Annotated in this window: 18 protein-coding genes; 11 read left to right on the plus strand and 7 right to left on the minus strand. The window is 32.3% G+C overall.

What is annotated here, in order from left to right; genetic code table 11:
* Positions 1–18: 18 nt before the first annotated feature.
* From ACM55G_RS08170 to ACM55G_RS08180, 3 genes are all read right to left on the minus strand, one after another.
* On the minus strand, positions 19–783 hold the full coding sequence (locus ACM55G_RS08170) for a DUF4369 domain-containing protein (protein WP_416843410.1): 765 nt from the start codon (positions 781–783) through the stop codon (positions 19–21).
* Between the two features lie 372 nt (positions 784–1,155).
* Positions 1,156–1,596, minus strand: a complete 441-nt coding sequence (locus ACM55G_RS08175; protein WP_416843411.1) for a KTSC domain-containing protein — start codon at positions 1,594–1,596, stop codon at positions 1,156–1,158.
* Between the two features lie 171 nt (positions 1,597–1,767).
* On the minus strand, positions 1,768–2,013 hold the full coding sequence (locus ACM55G_RS08180; protein ID WP_416843412.1) for a hypothetical protein: 246 nt from the start codon (positions 2,011–2,013) through the stop codon (positions 1,768–1,770).
* A gap of 91 nt (positions 2,014–2,104) precedes the next feature.
* Between ACM55G_RS08180 and ACM55G_RS08185 the strand changes: the two genes are divergently transcribed.
* On the plus strand, positions 2,105–2,650 hold the full coding sequence (locus tag ACM55G_RS08185; protein ID WP_416843413.1) for a hypothetical protein: 546 nt from the start codon (positions 2,105–2,107) through the stop codon (positions 2,648–2,650).
* Here ACM55G_RS08185 and ACM55G_RS08190 read toward each other — a convergent pair.
* Entirely contained in the window at positions 2,647–3,042 is a 396-nt protein-coding gene (locus ACM55G_RS08190) for a response regulator (RefSeq protein WP_416843414.1), read from the minus strand. The two genes, ACM55G_RS08185 and ACM55G_RS08190, sit on opposite strands and share 4 nt — an antisense overlap.
* Positions 3,039–5,876 (minus strand): PAS domain S-box protein, encoded by a 2,838-nt coding sequence (locus tag ACM55G_RS08195; protein ID WP_416843415.1) that lies wholly within the window; start codon positions 5,874–5,876, stop codon positions 3,039–3,041. Before ACM55G_RS08195 ends, ACM55G_RS08190 begins: the two co-directional genes overlap by 4 nt.
* 351 nt (positions 5,877–6,227) lie before the next feature.
* On the opposite strand from ACM55G_RS08195, the gene ACM55G_RS08200 reads away from it, so the two are divergent.
* From ACM55G_RS08200 to ACM55G_RS08230, 7 genes are all read left to right on the plus strand, one after another.
* Entirely contained in the window at positions 6,228–6,377 is a 150-nt protein-coding gene (locus tag ACM55G_RS08200; protein ID WP_416843416.1) for a hypothetical protein, read from the plus strand.
* A 6-nt stretch (positions 6,378–6,383) separates the two neighbouring features.
* Complete coding sequence (locus tag ACM55G_RS08205; protein WP_416843417.1) at positions 6,384–6,626, plus strand: hypothetical protein; 243 nt, start codon at positions 6,384–6,386, stop codon at positions 6,624–6,626.
* Positions 6,627–6,643: 17 nt separating this feature from the next.
* Positions 6,644–7,027, plus strand: coding sequence for a YchJ family protein (locus ACM55G_RS08210; protein ID WP_416843418.1), 384 nt, complete (start codon positions 6,644–6,646; stop codon positions 7,025–7,027).
* Positions 7,028–7,132: 105 nt separating this feature from the next.
* On the plus strand, positions 7,133–8,251 hold the full coding sequence (locus ACM55G_RS08215; RefSeq protein ID WP_416843419.1) for a vWA domain-containing protein: 1,119 nt from the start codon (positions 7,133–7,135) through the stop codon (positions 8,249–8,251).
* A gap of 71 nt (positions 8,252–8,322) precedes the next feature.
* A complete protein-coding gene (locus ACM55G_RS08220; protein WP_416843473.1) occupies positions 8,323–9,786 on the plus strand; it encodes an AAA family ATPase in 1,464 nt (487 codons plus the stop codon).
* 168 nt (positions 9,787–9,954) lie between these two features.
* Positions 9,955–10,548, plus strand: coding sequence for a 2OG-Fe(II) oxygenase (locus ACM55G_RS08225; RefSeq protein ID WP_416843420.1), 594 nt, complete (start codon positions 9,955–9,957; stop codon positions 10,546–10,548).
* Between the two features lie 306 nt (positions 10,549–10,854).
* Positions 10,855–11,709 (plus strand): EamA family transporter, encoded by an 855-nt coding sequence (locus ACM55G_RS08230; protein ID WP_416843421.1) that lies wholly within the window; start codon positions 10,855–10,857, stop codon positions 11,707–11,709.
* 67 nt (positions 11,710–11,776) lie between these two features.
* On the opposite strand, the gene ACM55G_RS08235 is transcribed toward ACM55G_RS08230, so the two are convergent.
* Both ACM55G_RS08235 and ACM55G_RS08240 read right to left on the minus strand, forming a co-directional pair.
* Positions 11,777–12,919, minus strand: a complete 1,143-nt coding sequence (locus ACM55G_RS08235) for a saccharopine dehydrogenase family protein (protein WP_416843422.1) — start codon at positions 12,917–12,919, stop codon at positions 11,777–11,779.
* Between the two features lie 306 nt (positions 12,920–13,225).
* Positions 13,226–13,678, minus strand: a complete 453-nt coding sequence (locus tag ACM55G_RS08240) for a ferritin-like domain-containing protein (RefSeq protein ID WP_416843423.1) — start codon at positions 13,676–13,678, stop codon at positions 13,226–13,228.
* A gap of 388 nt (positions 13,679–14,066) precedes the next feature.
* On the opposite strand from ACM55G_RS08240, the gene ligD reads away from it, so the two are divergent.
* The 3 genes from ligD (at position 14,067) to ku (ending at position 18,068) form a co-directional block, all read left to right on the plus strand.
* Positions 14,067–16,769, plus strand: coding sequence for a DNA ligase D (gene ligD, locus ACM55G_RS08245; protein WP_416843424.1), 2,703 nt, complete (start codon positions 14,067–14,069; stop codon positions 16,767–16,769).
* Between the two features lie 277 nt (positions 16,770–17,046).
* A complete protein-coding gene (locus ACM55G_RS08250) occupies positions 17,047–17,238 on the plus strand; it encodes a DUF6766 family protein (protein ID WP_416843425.1) in 192 nt (63 codons plus the stop codon).
* 53 nt (positions 17,239–17,291) lie between these two features.
* Positions 17,292–18,068, plus strand: coding sequence for a non-homologous end joining protein Ku (gene ku / locus ACM55G_RS08255; protein ID WP_416843426.1), 777 nt, complete (start codon positions 17,292–17,294; stop codon positions 18,066–18,068).
* The last annotated feature ends 325 nt before the right edge of the window (positions 18,069–18,393 follow it).

Consider the following 18,393-nt stretch of genomic DNA (forward strand, 5'->3'; position numbering starts at 1 on the left):
ACCTGAAAAATCTGATCTTCATTTACCTTCAGCAGTTGGAGCTTGAGTTGGTGCAGGAGGTGTAGCTCCTACAGATGGTGATTTCATTTCAGCAAGTTTAGTTTTAATAGCTTTACCTGGTTTTGTATTTTTTAATGATTCTTCTAAACCATTATATAATTTTTCAGATTTTGTAAGATCTGTACTAGGGTCATTAAGCATTCCTTGGATAATTAAAGCAGAAATGAATGATTTTGGGTGAGATTCAGCATAAGCTACGTATTTAGCTTTTGAAGCTACACCTACTTCTTCTTGAATTTTAGAAAACTCTTTCATCAATCCATTGATAACAATAGTATCTTTGGTTTGTTGAGCAGTATTCATCGCTTGCATATTTTTAGTCTGAAAATCAATTAATTTCTTTTGAACTTTTGTGATTTCTTCATTGAAAGTTACATATTCGTCATTATTATAAGTTCCAGAAACTTTGGATTTTTGAATACTGTCTTTGTTTACAACTATGCTAATATCACCATTTTCTAAAATAAAAGGTATTTTTCCTTGTGCTCCTTCTACTTGTAAGGTGTGAAAAGAAGGCTCTATAGCTTTTCCTTTGATTTCAAATTTACCATTTTCCACTTTTACAGTATCAACAGCGATTAATGTTCCATTTTCATTCTGGGTTTCCAAGATTACTGTTTTTCCGTTTTCAAATCCAGTTACTGTTCCAGAAATGGTGTATTTATCTTTGGTACAAGAAGTCAATATTACAACAGCCGAAAGTAATAAAATTAGTTTTTTCATTATTAATTAGTTAATTGAGTTAAGTGTGCAAAAGTATTTAAAATTATAAATTATAAATACTTTTATGACCTAAATTTTTGTTATAATTTTTCATTCTTAATTATGTCGAGGAATATGTTTTATGTAAGTGTATTTTATTAAAGAATTAAACAGATTTTTTTAAGGGTATGGTTTTAGTGAAAATATCCTATTTTTTAGCTTAAACTAAAAAATTAAAAATGATTTTTTTAAGTCTTATTTAAATTGCTAAAAAAGGGGATTATGCAATAATTGTTTGTTTAATTTTTTAAAACCTCTTTTTTTCAAACGGGTTAAAAATAAAAAAGCACCCTTTTGAAGGATGCTTAAATGTTTTCTATATTCTTTTGAAAATTAATCTTGATTGATTGTTTTTCTCCATGTAAAAGAATTAAGGATATGTCTTTTTGCAAATCTACTAGGAGAATCAGCATTTACCATTTTTACATAAGTTGCTTTAGGAACACTAATGTATTCGTAAACGCTTCCGTTTGAAAAATTGATAATTAATCTACCTTCAACGAATTTATAATCTGAAATTGTAGCAGTTGCTATTGTTTCAGTATATTCAGGTAGGTTTAGTTTAAGAGTTTCAGGATTGATACTTACCAAAAAGTGGTACGCTTCAATAATTTTTTTACTATTTTCCTCTGCAGCTTTTAATCCTTCGTCATTTCCTTGAAATTTGTCAGGATGCGCTTCTTTCATCGCATTACGATAAATCGTTTTTAATTCTTTAAGCTCAGCAGTTTTTTCTACATTTAGTAGTTTGCGGTATTCAACTATTTTTTTCATAAATAAGGTAACTACTTGTCTTTTAATATAAAATCAATATAATTTGATTTCAAAATCGACAAATTTTTTGCAAAGGTACACTTTTTTTTAAATTTTTGGTTTGTGATAAAAAAATATTCAAAAAAAAGAACTTGAATTTTGTTTTTTTTGAAAAATCAAAATCAAAAGATACTATTGTTGTGGTTTATTATTGGCTTTATCGAAATTTTTAGATTTTTTTGGATATTTATTATAATTGATGTCGCTTGGGTTTTCAATTATTGATTTTATTGTAATCCAATCACCAATAGTATGTTTTTGGGCCATTTTATAGTCTAAAAGATATTCACCACAAAAAAAGTTGTTGTTTTCATCTTGTTCCATAATTCCGGTGTAAACACCTTTTTGTAACATTCTTTCCTCGGAAGCTTTAGTCATAATCAATTTATTTAAAGTAATTCTAGTTGACAAAGTTAATGAAATATTAGTTGTCTTGCTATATTTTAGAGTTTCTGATTATATTTGTTTAATGGAAAAAATATTTCGTCCCAACCCGAATTCTTTCAAAAATACTTTTTGTGTTTTTGATGAAGTGTCTTTAGATAGCATAAATGGATTAGAGCTTCAATACGCCAGTAAATCGGGAAGTAAATATTATTATACTAAAGTGGGGATGTATCGTTTATCAAATCACTGGGGACGATTGGCTAACAGTAAATGGCGTTTAGAACCTTTGGAACCTGAAACTGATTCTAAAATAAAATTAGGTTTTGCTCCTTGGACTAATTTTTACCCCGATAATGCGGTTGAGGAATTGTATTATTTAGAAGTAAATTATACCAAAAAAACGGCCAATTATCAACATAAAAACAATCTGAAATGTGATAATAAAGCGATACTTCGGACAAGTTTTGAAACCAGTAAACGAATCAAGCAAATTCGGAATTTAATTAACTTGACTTCATGGGCTAAGTATTTCGATTATGATGATTTAGAGGTTTTGCGTCAACAAATAATAAATGAGCTAATTTTTACTAATAAAACTTTAGAAGAAATAAAAAGGGAAATAGTTTAATCATCTGCAGCAATCATTATTAAATCCTCGTTCGTGATAGGTTTAGATAAATAGCCTAAAATATCTGGATACGTTTTTGATTTATTTTTATCTTCAACAGCTATAGATGAACTAACTATGTAAATAATTATTTGTTTGCTTATTTGAGATTTCAACAATTGCATTTCTTCCATAAATTCCCATCCATCCATTATTGGCATATTGATGTCTAGTAAAATTATATTAGGAAGAGATTTATTGTTTTTTAATGAATTTTGTAAGGCGTCAATAGCATCTTTTCCATTTTTGAATGTAGAGATTACTGAAAATATTTCAGATCTTTGAATGATCTTGTTAACTATGATTTGGTAAATAGCATCATCGTCTACTACCCAGATTGCTTTTTTTATCATTGGATATAAATTTTAAATGTAGTCCCTATATTAGGCTCACTTTCCACAGTTATATTTCCACCCATGGCATCAATTTGATTTTTTGTTATGAATAGACCAATTCCTTTTGAATCTATATGGTTAGTGAATGTTTTGTACATCCCGAAAATTTTATCTGCATTTTTCACGAGGTCAATCCCAACTCCATTATCAGAAATTTGAAGTATTTTCATATCGTTTTCCATAAACCATTTTATTAATATGGTTGGTTTACGTTCCGGATGACTGTATCGAATAGAGTTTGAAATAATATTGTAAAGAATACTCTCTAGATAGGCTGGATTATAATTTATGATTATATCCTTTGGCATCATTGTAGAAATAGCAACATCTTTAGATGTTATTTGTTCATGTAGTACATTTTGGACTGTATCAATATATTGTTGCAAATTTAATGGTTCAGAAACTAAACCAATATTATTACGAATATTTATGACTTCATTCAAATGAAGCATTGTTTGATTGAGCGAATTGGAGACAGTTTTCAATAATTGTATCATTTGGTCTTTTTCTTCCTCTGATTCAGAAGATTCAATTAAAGACATAATTGATGCAATATTACTGGTATGCGATCTTAAATTATGAGAAACAATATAGGAAAAATTGAGCAGTCTTTTATTTTGTTCAGTGACTAAATTGAAGGAATTATTCAAGTCTTTTTCAGCTTCTTTAGTTTTAGTGATGTCAATCATAATTCCACGTAAACTTACAGCTTTACCATTTTCAAAAACTATGTTTACTATATCTCTTACCCAAATAACGGCTCCATTTTTTGCAATCATTCGATATTCAAAATCATGATTTAAATGAGCTTCGGTTTGCAATTTAGAATAATTTTGAACCCATTCTTTGTCATCAGCATAAATATGGTCTGCCCAAAAAGTATGGTTTGCAATCCATTCTTCTGGAGTATAACCTAAAATATATTCTACTTTTTTACTGATAAAAGTAAATAAAAAGCTCTCAATATTACACTCCCAAACAATTCCGTCAATTGTATTAATCAATGATTCCACTCTTTGTTTCGTATCGAGAATAATTTTTTCAGTGGCTCTGCGCAGCGTAATGTCTTCTGTAGAGACAATAATTCGTTCGAATGTTTTTCTATAACCTCGAATTACATTCCATCTTAAATTTACATCTCGATATTCTCCTTCGGCATTTTTTATCCTGGAGTCTATATTAAATTGCTTTTTACCTTGAGTAATTGCAATTAAATGTTTAATGAAATCATCCGTAGATCTTGAATCAAATAGATTAGATTCAGTATTAATTAATTCTTCTTTAGTTTTGACTTTATGAAGTTTGAGACATGCATTATTTACATTAATCAATTTAACTAGTGAATTACATTTAGTAATTACATCTGGGTTGTTGTGAAAGTAGTTAGAAACTATTTCTGTTTTTTCATCGATTAGATTTAGCTTCTGAAGGTATTTTTTAATTTCCGAAAAATCTTCTTCTCTTAAAGGAAGAGGGGAATCATCAAATAAACTTTTAAATCGCGTTTCTGCTTTTTTAATTAGTTCTTGAGTTTCTTTTTTTAATGAAATGTCTTCAATAATTGCGATATGAGAGGTTACCTTTTCATTAATTTTCCAAAGCGGAGAAACGGTAAGATTGATCCATATTATAGTACCAGCTTTTGTTAAATATCTTTTTTCTAAAGAATAGGATCTAATTTCGCCCTTTCTTAGTTTTTCTAAATTCGTTAAATCTTCTTCTAAATCATCTGGAAAGGTGACTGATTGAAAATTTTTCACTTTCATTTCCTGATGAGAATATCCTAACAAATGACAATATTGTTTATTTATCTCAATGAAATTACCGGAATAAGAATCGATATAGGCAATTCCTACAGCTGCCTGATCAAAAATTGCTTCAAATTTTATTTCAGAATTCAAAAGTTTGGTGGATTGCACATTTACTAAAGACTGTAATTCTTTGGGTATTTTTAAAAGAGTATATAGTAAGATACCAAAAAGGGCTGCCATAATAAGTCCTATAATTGCTGGAATTAAAATTGGGTAATAAAGATAATTTTGGTGTTTCGATATTAGGTATAATTTCCAGCCTCCATCAGTAATATAGGTAGAGATATGATATTTTTTAGAAAAATTACTTTTATTAGGTAAATAAAAAACTTCTTTTTGGTCAATAACATTTTTCTTTGAAAACTGAAAATAATATTTTGACTCATCAACATTATTAATTCCTGAAGATTTTAAAAAAGTTTCTAATTTAATGATTACAGCAGAAAATCCCCAAAAAACATTATTTCTAAAAACAGGAAATCTACCCACAATTCCCATTCCGCCTTGTTTTAATTTTAATGGACCGGCAAAATACATCTTTTGATTTTCAATAGATTCTAAGGCTTCTTTCCTATAGGGAGGCTCTAAAATATTTAGATTCAGGGCTAATTGATTCCCCTTCATTGGATAAATATACTTAATAACCCCATTAGGAACTAATTGAACTGCATTGATAGCAGGGTTTAGCTCCATCAATTTTTTTCCTACATAATCAAAGTTTTTAGGAACACCTTTGTCATTGATAGTTAATCCTAGTGTAAGTGAAGTAGTATAGCAGTTTTTGAGTGATTGTTCGATATTTTGATTCACAACTTGAAGTATAGTATTCATTTCTCGTTGCTTGTCCTCTTTTAAAAGTTTATACTGTTGCGAGACGATAAAACACGCAATATAACTTAGGAATAGAAACGTAAGGATCCCGGTGGTTTTTGGTCTATTTAAGAACCAACTGATGAACTTAGGTTGTTTTTTATGATCCATTTATGCTATTTGGGAGGATTGATGAAGCTTAATAGTTTTATAAAAATAAATGTATAAAAAAAATAGAATAACAGCATGAAATTTTTCATCATAGTTACTTTGTTAATTTTTAACGTATTATTTTTTTTTAATCGTATTAATCTTATTTATTGAAATGTCATTTTCAATTTAAAACTAATAATTGTAAAAAAAAGTATCTGACTTGTGATAAATTTTAAATTTAAGACCAGAGAAATGGTCTTTAAAAGAAAAAAACTATAATTAAAAATAATTTGAATTTCAATAAATAACCCGAACTTTGCATAAATTCTTAAGTCAAATAATTGGTTTGATAATTTAAAGGAAAGTGTCATGAGTAGAAATAACGAGAGGAACATAAAAAAACACAACGATAAGTTGCATAAAGCTCAGGATAAAGTTAAACAAGCTGAAATTCTTAGAAAGGAAAAACTAAAACAAATTACTAAAAAGTTCAATGAAGATAAGGCTTTAGAAAAATAATAAAAGATGGAAAACAATAAATTTTCAGAGTTAAAAAATGGTGTTCAAGAAATAATTGATTTTATTGCCAATAAAAATGCTAAGGAAGCTAACAATAAGTTAGTTGAAGTTAGTGAAGAACTTGATGAATTACTTGACTTTGCTGAAGAAGATGAAGATTTGATCGAAATTAGTAAGTATCAAGTATTATTGAATCAATTGCATCAGAAAATAATTGCGCTTGACGGACAAGTAACAGGTACACTTTAAAAGGTTTTATATAAAAAATGATTGAAAAAAAATGTTACTGTGACTCCCAAAAAAACTTTCAGGACTGTTGTGAACCAATTATTAAAGGCATTCAAAAATCACCAACTCCTGAAACTTTAATGCGTTCCAGATATTCCGCTTATGTAACGCAGGAAGTTGATTATTTATTGGTAACAACACAGGTATCTGAGAGAGGATATTATTCTAAAGCCGAAATTCTAGATTGGGCAATTTCCAACAAATGGCAAAAACTTGAAATTATAAACATTACCGAGAATACAGTAGAATTCAAAGCCTATTTTTTAGACAGCAAACTTCAAAAACAAATTCATCACGAACTTTCTACTTTTAAACTTGAAAATGGAAGTTGGTTTTATGTCAATGGGAGATTTTTTAATTAGTTTTTTTCGGATTAAGAACTTCCTTGGTGTGCTTTCTATGTTTTAACTAAAAATTAATAAACGTTTGTCTAGACTACATTTTAAAATAATGTAATTTTAAAGTCTATGAAAAATGACAATAAAAAAGGATTTTATTTCAAGCAATACGAAGCCCCATTTCAATCTCCGTTTGATAAGCTCTTTGGTATTTTTAAAGAATTAATCGTACACACTTCAGGAGATTTTGATGAAGCAATCGACTGGTTGCGTGAATTAGATAAAGAATATAAACTCACCGATGAACATTATACCATTGATGATTTTATCGAAGATCTAAAGAAAAAAGGCTACATCCGTGATGAACTCAAAGACGATGGAACTTCAGGAATAGGAATTACTGCCAAAACAGAGCGCGTTATTAGACAACAGGCTTTAGACAATATTTTTGGAAATCTAAAACGATCGGGAAGTGGCAATCATAAAACCAAACATTCCGGTAACGGAGATGAGCATACTGGGGAATTTCGAGAATTTCATTTTGGTGACGGATTGGAACGAATTTCTTTAACTGAAAGCTTGCGTAACGCCCAAATCAATAATGGTGTTGATAGTTTCATGTTGACCGAAAATGATTTGGTGGTTGAAGAAACGCAGTATAAATCGCAAATGAGTACGGTTTTGATGATTGACATCAGTCACAGTATGATTTTATATGGAGAAGACCGAATTACACCCGCAAAAAAAGTAGCGATGGCTCTTGCTGAATTGATTACGACACGTTATCCAAAAGATACTTTAGATATTCTGGTTTTTGGAAATGATGCTTGGACGATTGCAATCCGGGATTTGCCGTATCTGAAAGTGGGACCTTATCACACCAATACGGTCGCAGGTTTGCAACTTGCTATGGATATACTCCGTCGTAAACGAAATACCAACAAACAAATTTTCATGATTACCGATGGAAAACCAAGCTGCGTTCGGGAAAAGGACGGTTCCTATTATATGAACAGTAATGGACTCGACGAATATATTGTAGATAAATGCTACAACCAGGCACAACAAGCCCGAAAATTACACATTCCAATAACTACTTTTATGATTGCCAATGATCCGTATTTGCAGCAATTTGTAAATCGGTTTACTGAAGCCAATCAAGGAAAAGCATTTTATACCGGTTTGAAAGGACTTGGCGAAATGATTTTTGAAGATTATGAAACAAATCGTAAAAAGAGAATAAAATAGAGTCAGTTGTGAGTTCTAGCGTAGTCGAGAATAAATGGACAATCAATAGCAATAATAATTTCAATAATAATATGAAAATAGAAAGTATAAAAACACTCGGAGAATTAAAAAAATCAGGTTACTTAAGCAAAAGTATTAAAGATGAATTGCGTTCGAACCTTAGAGAAAAAATAAAATCAGGAAAAGCTACTTTTGAAGGCGTTCATGGATTTGAGAATACCGTAATTCCAGAATTAGAGCGGGCTATTTTATCGCGTCACAACATCAATTTGTTGGGTCTTCGTGGTCAAGCCAAAACAAGATTGGCGCGCAAAATGATTGAATTATTGGACGAATATATTCCATTTGTAACTGGTTCAGAAATTAATGATGATCCTTTGCAACCGATTTCGCGTTTTGCCAAAGATATAATTGAAATCAAGGGTGATGAAACTCCAATATCATGGTTGCACAGAAGCGATCGTTTCTTCGAAAAACTGGCTACACCAGATGTTACCGTTGCGGATTTAATTGGAGATGTCGATCCGATAAAAGCAGCCAATTTGAAATTGTCCTATGCAGATGACCGAGTGATACATTTTGGGATGATACCAAGAGCGAACCGTTGTATATTCGTCATCAATGAATTACCTGATTTACAGGCTCGAATTCAAGTAGCGCTGTTTAATATTCTGCAAGAAGGTGATATTCAAATTCGTGGTTTTAAGTTGCGAATGCCACTCGATATGCAATTTGTATTCACCGCAAATCCTGAAGATTATACCAATCGTGGCAGTATTGTAACGCCATTAAAAGATAGAATTGGTTCCCAAATCTTAACGCATTATCCGGAAACTATTAAAATTGCTCGAACCATTACAGAACAAGAAGCAAAATTGGATACAGTACAAAGCGATATGGTTCATGTGCCTGCGTTAGCTAGGGATTTATTGGAACAAATCAGTTTTGAAGCAAGAGAAAGCGAATATATTGATAATAAAAGTGGTGTGAGTGCCAGATTGAGTATTACTGCTTTGGAGAATTTACTAAGTACAGCGGAAAGAAGAGCATTGAAATCTGGAGAAGATAAAACAACCTTACGTTTATCTGATTTTATGGGAATTATTCCCGCTATTACCGGAAAAGTCGAATTAGTTTATGAAGGAGAGCAGGAGGGAGCAGCCGCTGTGGCACAACATTTATTAAGTGATGCGATTCATACTTTCTTTCCTGCTTATTTTCCAAAAATTGAAAAACTAGAAAGACAAGACGAAAAAACGCCTTATACGGATATCATCGAATGGTTTTTTGCCGAAAGTGGTTTTGAATTATTGGATGATTGTTCCAATGAAGAATATGAAAGAATATTAGGAAGTATTGTTCCGCTGGAAATTTTGATTAAGAAATACCAACCACAGCTGGATAAAGAAGATCTATTTTTCATGAAAGAATTTATTCTTTGGGGTTTGGTAGAATATAAAAAATTGAGCAAAGACCGCTTTTCCGAAGGCTATAAGTTCAAGGATATTTACGGTAGCTTTATCAGTAAATTATAAAATAAAAAAGGTTTAGATTTATTTCTAAACCTTTTTTCTTATTCTTTTATTGCAATAAAACGAGGAATTATAAATAAATATTTTTATTTATTTTATAATCAGTCTCTAACGGTTTTTATTAGTCTACCTTGTCCCGTTGGCAGTCTAAACAGTCAATAAAAAACAGATATGGAAAATAGCTTTGAGGATTTGATTGCTACTTATATTGAAAATAAGGTAGGTATATCCGAACATTTTTTAAGTACTGATTTGGCCAATAACTTAAAACAAAACCTGCTTACATTGAATCAGGAACGTTTATTGATGGCTGCAGGAATCGGAAATTCTGAAAAACTTTCTTTTGATGGTGCGATACGGAGCGATTCTATTTATTGGCTTGACAAAAAACACAACAATGCATTCGAAAATGAATTCTTTGCTAAAATAGAGGCATTTATTCTTTATCTGAATCAAAGTTGTTATGCCGGAATAACGGGGTATGAATTTCATTATTCGTTGTATGAATCGGGTGATTTTTATTTGAAACATTTGGATCAGTTCAAGAATAATCCCAGCCGAAAATACTCCATGATTAGTTATTTGAACAGCAATTGGCAAGAAAGTGATGGTGGCGAATTACTCATTCATCAATTGGATAACAATCAGAAAATTTCACCTACTCAGGGTAAAACTGTTTTTTTCAAGAGTGATGAATTAGTTCATGAAGTTTTGGTTACCCAAAATACCAGAATGAGTATTACGGGGTGGTTGAAGAGTGATTAATAAAAATCGATGTCTATTGAAGCAAATAAAGCTTTAGCTCTTTCGAGATTTTTCGTCGTTAATCTTCGCGAAATGGAAAGATGTGGATCATTATTTTTAGAATAATACTTTTCCATATTTTAATGATTTACACTTCATGCAAAAATAAAAAGTTATTTTACCTTCTGTAAATTACATAAATCTAGTGATTACATTTTTTTAATTCAGTTTTTTATTTTAAGAGTTTGACTATTCCCTTAAGCTTTTCTTTAATTAAAAGACAATTTAGAAACATAAAATAGTAGTTTTACAGTCAAAATATTGTCTATGTTATTTCTAATTCTAAGTATTATATGCAGTGTAACTGTTGGTGTACTATTTAAATTTTCACGGAAGTATAATGTAAGTAACACACAGATTGTAGCCTCAAATTATATATTTGCCCTTATACTTTGTTATTTGTTCTTCAGTCCAGATCTTAATGCAATAGAAGCTTCGGCACCATGGGCTATTTACATCGCGATTGGTATTTTGTTGCCGACTATATTTCTTTTTTTAGCTGCATCCATAAAACACATGGGTATCGTAAAAACGGATGCTGCTCAACGACTTTCGTTGTTTATACCTATTCTGGCAACTTGGCTACTCTTTAGAGAAGATTTCAATATGTTAAAAGTTGCAGCGATTTTGGTTGGTTTTCCAGCATTATTACTCATTCTGGTTAAGCCTTCTCAAAACACCGAAAATAAATGGATATATCCAGCAGTAGTTTTATTTGGTTTTGGAGTTATAGATATTCTTTTTAAACAAATTGCCCTTTATACAAGTTTGCCTTATACTAATTCATTATTTGTTGTTTTTGGGATTGCACTGCTAATTATGGTTGGGGCTGTTATTTATGAAGTAACTATCAGTAAAGTGCCATTAAATATTAGAAATATTTTTTTCGGCGGTTTGGTTGGTGTTTTCAACTTTGGAAATATTCTTTTCTATCTAAAAGCACATCAAGCATTTGTTCAAAATCCGTCAACTGTTTTTGCAGGGATGAATATGGGCGTAATTATTGTTGGCAGCCTTGTTGGAGTTTTAATTTTTAAGGAAAAAATGACCAAAATGAATTTTGCTGGTCTTTTTTTAGCTTTGATAGCGATAATTTTAATAGTAATCTCACAGACAATTTAAAGATGCCCAATCGTTACCTTTTAATTAATTAAGAAATAAAGATGTTTCATTATATATGGTTATTCTTTTACATCTTGCCGTAAACACGTACGATATAATTTCCATTTAAAAATTGTTTTGGATCTATTTGGCTTTGCAACACAACTCCGTTATGAGGAGTTTCGAGCAACAATTGGGCTGCTTGCACTAATGGTGATGCCGTAGTAGTTTGGATGGCTCGCAATTGATGTTTTCCTACTTTTTGAGGAAGTATGCATTTTGCAATCTCTCTTCTGCGCAAAATTCCAGAAGCATCTTTACCTTCAACTGCGGCATATATAATAATTTTATCGTCTTCAATATGAGGAATTATACCTTCCATTTTTTCTTGAAGGCTTTTAATTCCGTCAGGTGAATTTCCTAAATTAATAAGTTGTTCTTGGATCCAATCATAATGACCTGGATGTCGCAAGGTTTTGTAGTCAAGCGAGCGCACTTTTCCCAATAATGCGTCAGGTAAATCGGCTGCTCCACCAGAGGTGAGATCGTCTTCATAAGCAATGCCATCAATAATGATAGTTGCTCTTTCCGATAATGATGCTAGTGTAGTTTTTTTAAAATTCCTTAAGACTATGGTTTCCTTTAGGTATTCTGTAGCTACTCCCACCGGACTCCAAGTAAATCCATAATAATGCGGAGCAACAGCATGATTGGTCAGAGCGCCAACTTTCATTTCCAGTTTATCTACTTTATCTATTTCAAAGTCAGCACAAAACTGTTGAAAAAGTGCATTGGCCAGCAAGTCTATATAGCCGGGAGCCAGACCAGTTTGAAGCACAAAACCAGTTTTGGCATCTTTTGCCAAAGTCATTATTTCTTCGGTTTCTGAAACATATTCAGTAAGGTTTGCATAATGCAAATTATAATCTTTGGCGAATTGTGCTATTCTAGGTGCTTGGCTACCAGGAAGGCAGTCTAGAATAATATCTCCTTGAAGCAAAATTGCTTTCATTTCATCCGTTATACCTTTTTCAGCAAGGTGGAAATCCTTAATGAAACAGGGTTTTGTTGTTCCTTCTTGAATCCAATGCGCTACTTTTTTTGCTTTTGAATGGGTTCTGTCACCAATAAAAAGAGTAGGGGGTACTTCACTCCATTCTATCAATAACAAACAAACAGCTTCGGCAATGCCACCGGCTCCAGCTATAACAATATTGTGATGCTTTTTCATAAATTAAAGGTACTATTTTTTCTTAATTTAGTATAGTAATTTGTTGATTTAAAATTTTATAAGATGCTTAATTGTAGCGTTATTATTGCAGTTTTTTACGCTTCGAAGGTAAAAATAAAAATCATTGATAAAAGCTAAATTGATGTCTTTTCAAGAGATGGAATACTTAGCGCAGGTTAGGGATTTATATATGTAACATTAGTGTTGCAACCAAAAAATAGGAATTATTACGGCTACGGGCGACAGGTTAAAAAAAGCGGAACAATATTTAAATTCTCCCGCCTTGTCTATTCACCGAAAATGCTGCTAAGTTAAGGATGTGATCATCGACTTTACCTTCATATGATCTGCGGTAATTGAGGAAAGTTGTGCCCCTAACATTGATTTTTGCTCTGTCGACAAATGATCGGCCCGAGCATTTAAAGCATCGATATAGCTTTTTTGAGCTGCTTCTTCACCATATTCACAGGATTCCAGAATTAATTTTCTATTTTTTCCAGTTAGAGCTGCTTTGAGATCCATCCAAACCCTGAAAAATTTACCACTTACTCTTGTACTTTCTGTGGGCTTACCTCCTAATCTGACTATTTCCTGTGCTAATTCGTCTTTGCACTTCATGCTCGTTTGTCCGAATTGAAAAAATAGGGCTTTTAAGTCTGCTTCCTCAGTTTCTTCAGACGCGGTTTCATACCCGTCAATCCTGTCGTTATTAATTTCAACTAGGTCGTTCAACACATGAATTGTTTTTTCATTTTCCATTTTACTGTTTCTTTAAATTATTATTTTATCCTTTTATTTTAAAAAAAAATAAATTTACAATGAATTTATAATGAACATATTACATAATTAATATTTTATTTTGCATAATTTAGATACGGTATTAAACGTGAATACAAATAAGTTAGCCTAAGTGTTTACCATTGACGTCGCAGTTGTGCCAGCCTGGACGCTATTATTACTAAACTCGATACGTATAATGGTAGCATCTTTGTAGATAATTCAAGAATTATGTTATTTATTTCAGGAATTATATAATAATAATTACAAGAGGGCTTCTTACCTTTATATTATTAATTTGAAGCTATGCTCCACTATGTAAGGTAGTTACAATTCGCAAAGTGTGGCTTAAAATTTAATAACTATATACATGGCACTTACTAAATATATAGAGAAACGAAATTTTGATGAAAGTCCGGAACCTAAAGGCGGTAATCCAGATAGTGATAAACTTCGCTTTGTAATTCAGAAGCATGCTGCTTCGCATTTGCATTATGATTTCAGATTGGAAATGGAAGGTGTACTTAAAAGTTGGGCAGTGCCTAAAGGTCCTTCCACTGACCCAGATGTAAAGCGACTTGCCATGATGGTAGAAGACCATCCGTATGACTATAGAAACTTCGAAGGAATAATTCCAAGCGGATATGGTGCTGGTACGGTTATCGTTTGGGATGAAGGTTTTTATGAGATCGCAGATGCAAATGGTACAGATAAAGAGACGCAGGACAAAGAATTAAGAAAAGGGATTCATGCCGGCAAGTTGCATATTGTATTAGACGGAAAAAAACTGAAAGGTGAATTTGCCCTAGTAAAAACGCATGGCAGAGGAGAAAACGCGTGGCTGCTCTTTAAGGTGAAAGATAAATATGTTTCTAAAGAAGATATAATCTTGAAAGACAAATCGGTTATTTCCAAAAAAACATTGGAACAGGTAGAAAAAACAACGACTAATTTTTACAGATCAAAGCGGGTAAAAGAATCTTCAGTTAAAAGCAAAAAAGAAACTTCTCTCAACGATCGCAGTGATGTAAAAGCTGCATCGGAAAGAAATAAAAAAGAAAAAGAACAAAAAACGATACCTGATATTATTGTTACCGCAGGAAAACGAAGTACATTCCCTTCTAAGTTATCGCCCATGCTTGCTACCATAGTTGATAAGCCTTTTGATAAAGAAGGTTGGCAATATGAAATAAAATGGGACGGCTATCGGGCGCTTGCGTTCTGTAATAAAGATAAAGTAGAATTAAAATCCAGAAACGATAAATCTTTTGACGAAAAGTTTTATTCTGTTCATAAATCCCTTCAGCAATGGAACATTAATGCAGTGGTAGATGGTGAAGTGGTAGTACTCGATGAAGAGAGTAAACCAAATTTTGGTGCTTTACAGAACTGGAGAAGCGAATTCGATGGAGTACTATATTTTTATGTTTTTGATTTGCTTTGGATAAATGGAAAAGACCTGATGCAACTACCATTAAGTGAAAGAAGAATCATTTTGAAACAAATTATCCCTCAAAATGACACTATTCGCTTCAGCGAAAATTTTGAAGTAAGCGGAATAGAATTTTTTGAAACCGTTAAGAAGATGGGATTGGAAGGGATCATCGCAAAAAAATCAGATAGTGTTTATTCTGCTGGGAGTCGTTCTAAGGATTGGTTAAAAATTAAAGCCAATAAAAGACAGGAAATGGTAATTGGCGGTTATACTAAAAATGATGATTCCTCAAAATCATTCAGCTCATTATTACTTGGCTTCTATGAAAATGGGGAGTTGATTTATACAGGCAAAGTAGGAACAGGTTTTAATGATAAACTGCAGATAGAAATGCTTAAACAATTTAAGCCTTACATAATTAAAACTCCACCCTTCAAAGAACTGCCGGACATAAACAAATCATCACGCTTTCAGCGCAATCCACCCCATGCAACAGCAATTTGGATGAAACCAGAATTGGTTTGCGAAGTGAGTTTTACTGAAATGACAACGGATGGGATTATGCGGCATCCGTCTTTTGAAGCCATGCGGATTGATAAAAAAGCAAAAGATGTTATTAGAGAGCAAGTAATTAACACAAATGAAATCATAGTGCCTAAAGAAGAAAGCGCAGCAAAAATAGTAAAACCGGCTGGAACGAAAGACCTCAAAACATTTTTGAATCCGACAGATGAAACCCAGTTGCGTGAAATTAATGGTCATGAAATAAAATTCAGCAACCTCAATAAAATTTATTGGCCCGAAGAAAAAATTACTAAGCGTGATATGCTCAATTATTATCATCAGGTGGCGCCTTACATTTTACCTTATTTACAAGATAGGCCGCAATCGATGAACCGACATCCGGACGGGATTAACGGCGAGAGTTTCTATTTTAAAGATGTGACGGGAACAGCTCCTGACTGGATTGAAATCTTTGAGTATAAAAGCGATGCTGATGACAGGGTAAGAAATTATTTGGTGGTAAAGGATGAAGCAAGTCTACTCTACATGGCAAATTTGGGTTGTATTGAAATGAATCCGTGGCACAGTAAGGTTGAAACAGAAGATTATCCCGACTGGTGTATTATCGATTTGGACCCAGCTGAAAATACATTTGAACAGGTTATCGAGGCTGCAAATGTTACCAAAGATATTTTGGAAAGCATGGGAGTTGCTTCTTATCCCAAAACAAGCGGCTCAAAAGGCATACATATTTACATTCCGTTTGAGGCAAAATATACTTATGACCAATCAAAAGAGTTTGCACGAATTATTGCCACATTGGTAGAGAGAGAAATTCCAGACTATACAAGTATTGAACGTGCGGTAAAAGTACGAAAAAGAAAAATGTATATTGATTTTTTACAGAACCGAGCACAGGCTACAGTTGCAGCTCCGTACTCTTTAAGACCAAAACCGGGTGCTACGGTTTCGATGCCTTTGCATTGGGAGGAAGTGAAAAAAGGATTGAAGATGAGTGATTTTACAATTTATAATGCTCTAGAAAGAATAAAAAGCGCAGGTGATATTTTTAAGCCCGTCCTCAGCAAGGGAATTAATTTGGAAAAAGTTATTAAAACATACAATAAAGAATAACATGCCATACAAAAGCGAAGCCTAAAGGAAATTCTTTCAAGCCGATAAGAAGAAATTGGAGCAAGAAGGTGTGGGTGTAAATTTGGGATAAAGAAGTAAAGGTTTGAAGTTTTTGAGAAAAGTGAAGACGAAATAATTAACTGTATCCACATATGAAAAACAAAACAAAAGATTCGTTTCTATATGATAACAGCTAACCATAGTTTTTCTATTACTGGCTGTTATTTCTATTATAGCGCAGGCCTTAACAGGTTTATACCAATACAATGATTTTTAAATGAACACCATCAAAGCACTGTGGGCATTTTGCAGTATTTGTCTACCGGTCATTTTAGATGTAACGTTTGAAAATTTGGAAAGCGAGTTTTTGTCGGTATTTGCAATAATTTTTCTTTCCATTTATTTAAGGGAAAAGGGTTCACCAAAATCAAAACCTGTGGATGCTTCACATACGGAAACAGGAAAATAATTATCAAGAATATCAAAGCCTCAAAAATAACTATAATTTAAACATACAATATTATGAGACCAATCTGGACAGGAACCATCAGCTTCGGGTTAATAAATATTCCCGTAAAATTATTTTCAGCAGTGCAAGAAAGTTCTATTGACCTTGACATGCTTGACAGTAAAGACCACGCTAATATAAAATTCAAGAGGGTAAATGAAATCACTGGTAAAGAAATCGCTTACGCAGATATTGTAAAGGGATATAAATTAGATAGTGGTTATGTGATTTTGGAAGATCAAGATTTTGAAGCAGCCGATGCCGTTAAAACCAAAATGATTGAGATAATAAATTTCGTTGACGAACGGGAGATTGACAGCCTCTATTATGAACAACCCTATTATCTGGAGCCTGAAAAAACTGCAATGAATGCTTATGCTTTACTGAGGGATGCATTACAATCATCAGGCAAAGTTGGAGTTACAACATTTGTATTGCGAAATAAGGAAGGCCTGGCAATACTAAAGCCTTATAAAAATGTGATAGTACTCAATCGCATTCGGTTTAGTCAAGAGATAAAAGAGCCGTCTGAATTAAAGTTACCACCTCTATCACAAACTAACACCAAAGAAATGGATATGGCAAATAAATTAGTAGAACAGCTAACCGAAAAATTCGACATTGAGAAATATAAAGACACTTACACCGATAAACTCTTAAAACGAATTGAGGAAAAATCAAAAGGTAAAAAAATTAACACTTCGAAAATAGAAATAGTAAATAAACAAAGCGATAATTTGATGGATATGCTAAAAGCAAGTTTAGCAGTTAAGAAAACTAAATCAGCTTAAGGCCATGGCTGACGTACCATCCATACTATTAATCAAAGAAGCAGTTACAAAATTTACCGAAAAAAAAAATAATGCCGTTAGTGGTTACAGTAAAATTGATTAGAGCCTTTTACTGGATAAAAAGGTAATCGAGTTTAAAAGTTGAGGTAAACATTTTCTCATTTGCATAGACGGGCTTACGCTAAGGTTAAGGGTTCATTTCTTAATGTTTGGCAGTGATACTGTAGATGAAAAGAAGCCGGACAGAACAATAAGACTTAGTTTCATCTTTGAAACGGGGAAATAAATTTATTTACCTGTTCAGTTAAATATCTGAAGGAGATGT

It is taken from the genome of Flavobacterium algoriphilum, assembly GCF_048158655.1.
GTDB lineage: Bacteria > Bacteroidota > Bacteroidia > Flavobacteriales > Flavobacteriaceae > Flavobacterium > Flavobacterium algoriphilum.

What these genes read in the sequence shown, in the direction of transcription:
- ACM55G_RS08170 (WP_416843410.1), bottom strand. Translation starts at nt 783, where the DNA reads ATGAAAAAACTAATTTTATTACTTTCGGCTGTTGTAATATTGACTTCT.
- ACM55G_RS08175 (WP_416843411.1), bottom strand. Translation starts at nt 1,596, where the DNA reads ATGAAAAAAATAGTTGAATACCGCAAACTACTAAATGTAGAAAAAACT.
- ACM55G_RS08180 (WP_416843412.1), bottom strand. Translation starts at nt 2,013, where the DNA reads ATGACTAAAGCTTCCGAGGAAAGAATGTTACAAAAAGGTGTTTACACC.
- ACM55G_RS08185 (WP_416843413.1), top strand. Translation starts at nt 2,105, where the DNA reads ATGGAAAAAATATTTCGTCCCAACCCGAATTCTTTCAAAAATACTTTT.
- ACM55G_RS08190 (WP_416843414.1), bottom strand. Translation starts at nt 3,042, where the DNA reads ATGATAAAAAAAGCAATCTGGGTAGTAGACGATGATGCTATTTACCAA.
- ACM55G_RS08195 (WP_416843415.1), bottom strand. Translation starts at nt 5,876, where the DNA reads ATGGATCATAAAAAACAACCTAAGTTCATCAGTTGGTTCTTAAATAGA.
- ACM55G_RS08200 (WP_416843416.1), top strand. Translation starts at nt 6,228, where the DNA reads ATGAGTAGAAATAACGAGAGGAACATAAAAAAACACAACGATAAGTTG.
- ACM55G_RS08205 (WP_416843417.1), top strand. Translation starts at nt 6,384, where the DNA reads ATGGAAAACAATAAATTTTCAGAGTTAAAAAATGGTGTTCAAGAAATA.
- ACM55G_RS08210 (WP_416843418.1), top strand. Translation starts at nt 6,644, where the DNA reads ATGATTGAAAAAAAATGTTACTGTGACTCCCAAAAAAACTTTCAGGAC.
- ACM55G_RS08215 (WP_416843419.1), top strand. Translation starts at nt 7,133, where the DNA reads ATGAAAAATGACAATAAAAAAGGATTTTATTTCAAGCAATACGAAGCC.
- ACM55G_RS08220 (WP_416843473.1), top strand. Translation starts at nt 8,323, where the DNA reads ATGAAAATAGAAAGTATAAAAACACTCGGAGAATTAAAAAAATCAGGT.
- ACM55G_RS08225 (WP_416843420.1), top strand. Translation starts at nt 9,955, where the DNA reads ATGGAAAATAGCTTTGAGGATTTGATTGCTACTTATATTGAAAATAAG.
- ACM55G_RS08230 (WP_416843421.1), top strand. Translation starts at nt 10,855, where the DNA reads ATGTTATTTCTAATTCTAAGTATTATATGCAGTGTAACTGTTGGTGTA.
- ACM55G_RS08235 (WP_416843422.1), bottom strand. Translation starts at nt 12,919, where the DNA reads ATGAAAAAGCATCACAATATTGTTATAGCTGGAGCCGGTGGCATTGCC.
- ACM55G_RS08240 (WP_416843423.1), bottom strand. Translation starts at nt 13,678, where the DNA reads ATGGAAAATGAAAAAACAATTCATGTGTTGAACGACCTAGTTGAAATT.
- ligD (WP_416843424.1), top strand. Translation starts at nt 14,067, where the DNA reads ATGGCACTTACTAAATATATAGAGAAACGAAATTTTGATGAAAGTCCG.
- ACM55G_RS08250 (WP_416843425.1), top strand. Translation starts at nt 17,047, where the DNA reads ATGAACACCATCAAAGCACTGTGGGCATTTTGCAGTATTTGTCTACCG.
- ku (WP_416843426.1), top strand. Translation starts at nt 17,292, where the DNA reads ATGAGACCAATCTGGACAGGAACCATCAGCTTCGGGTTAATAAATATT.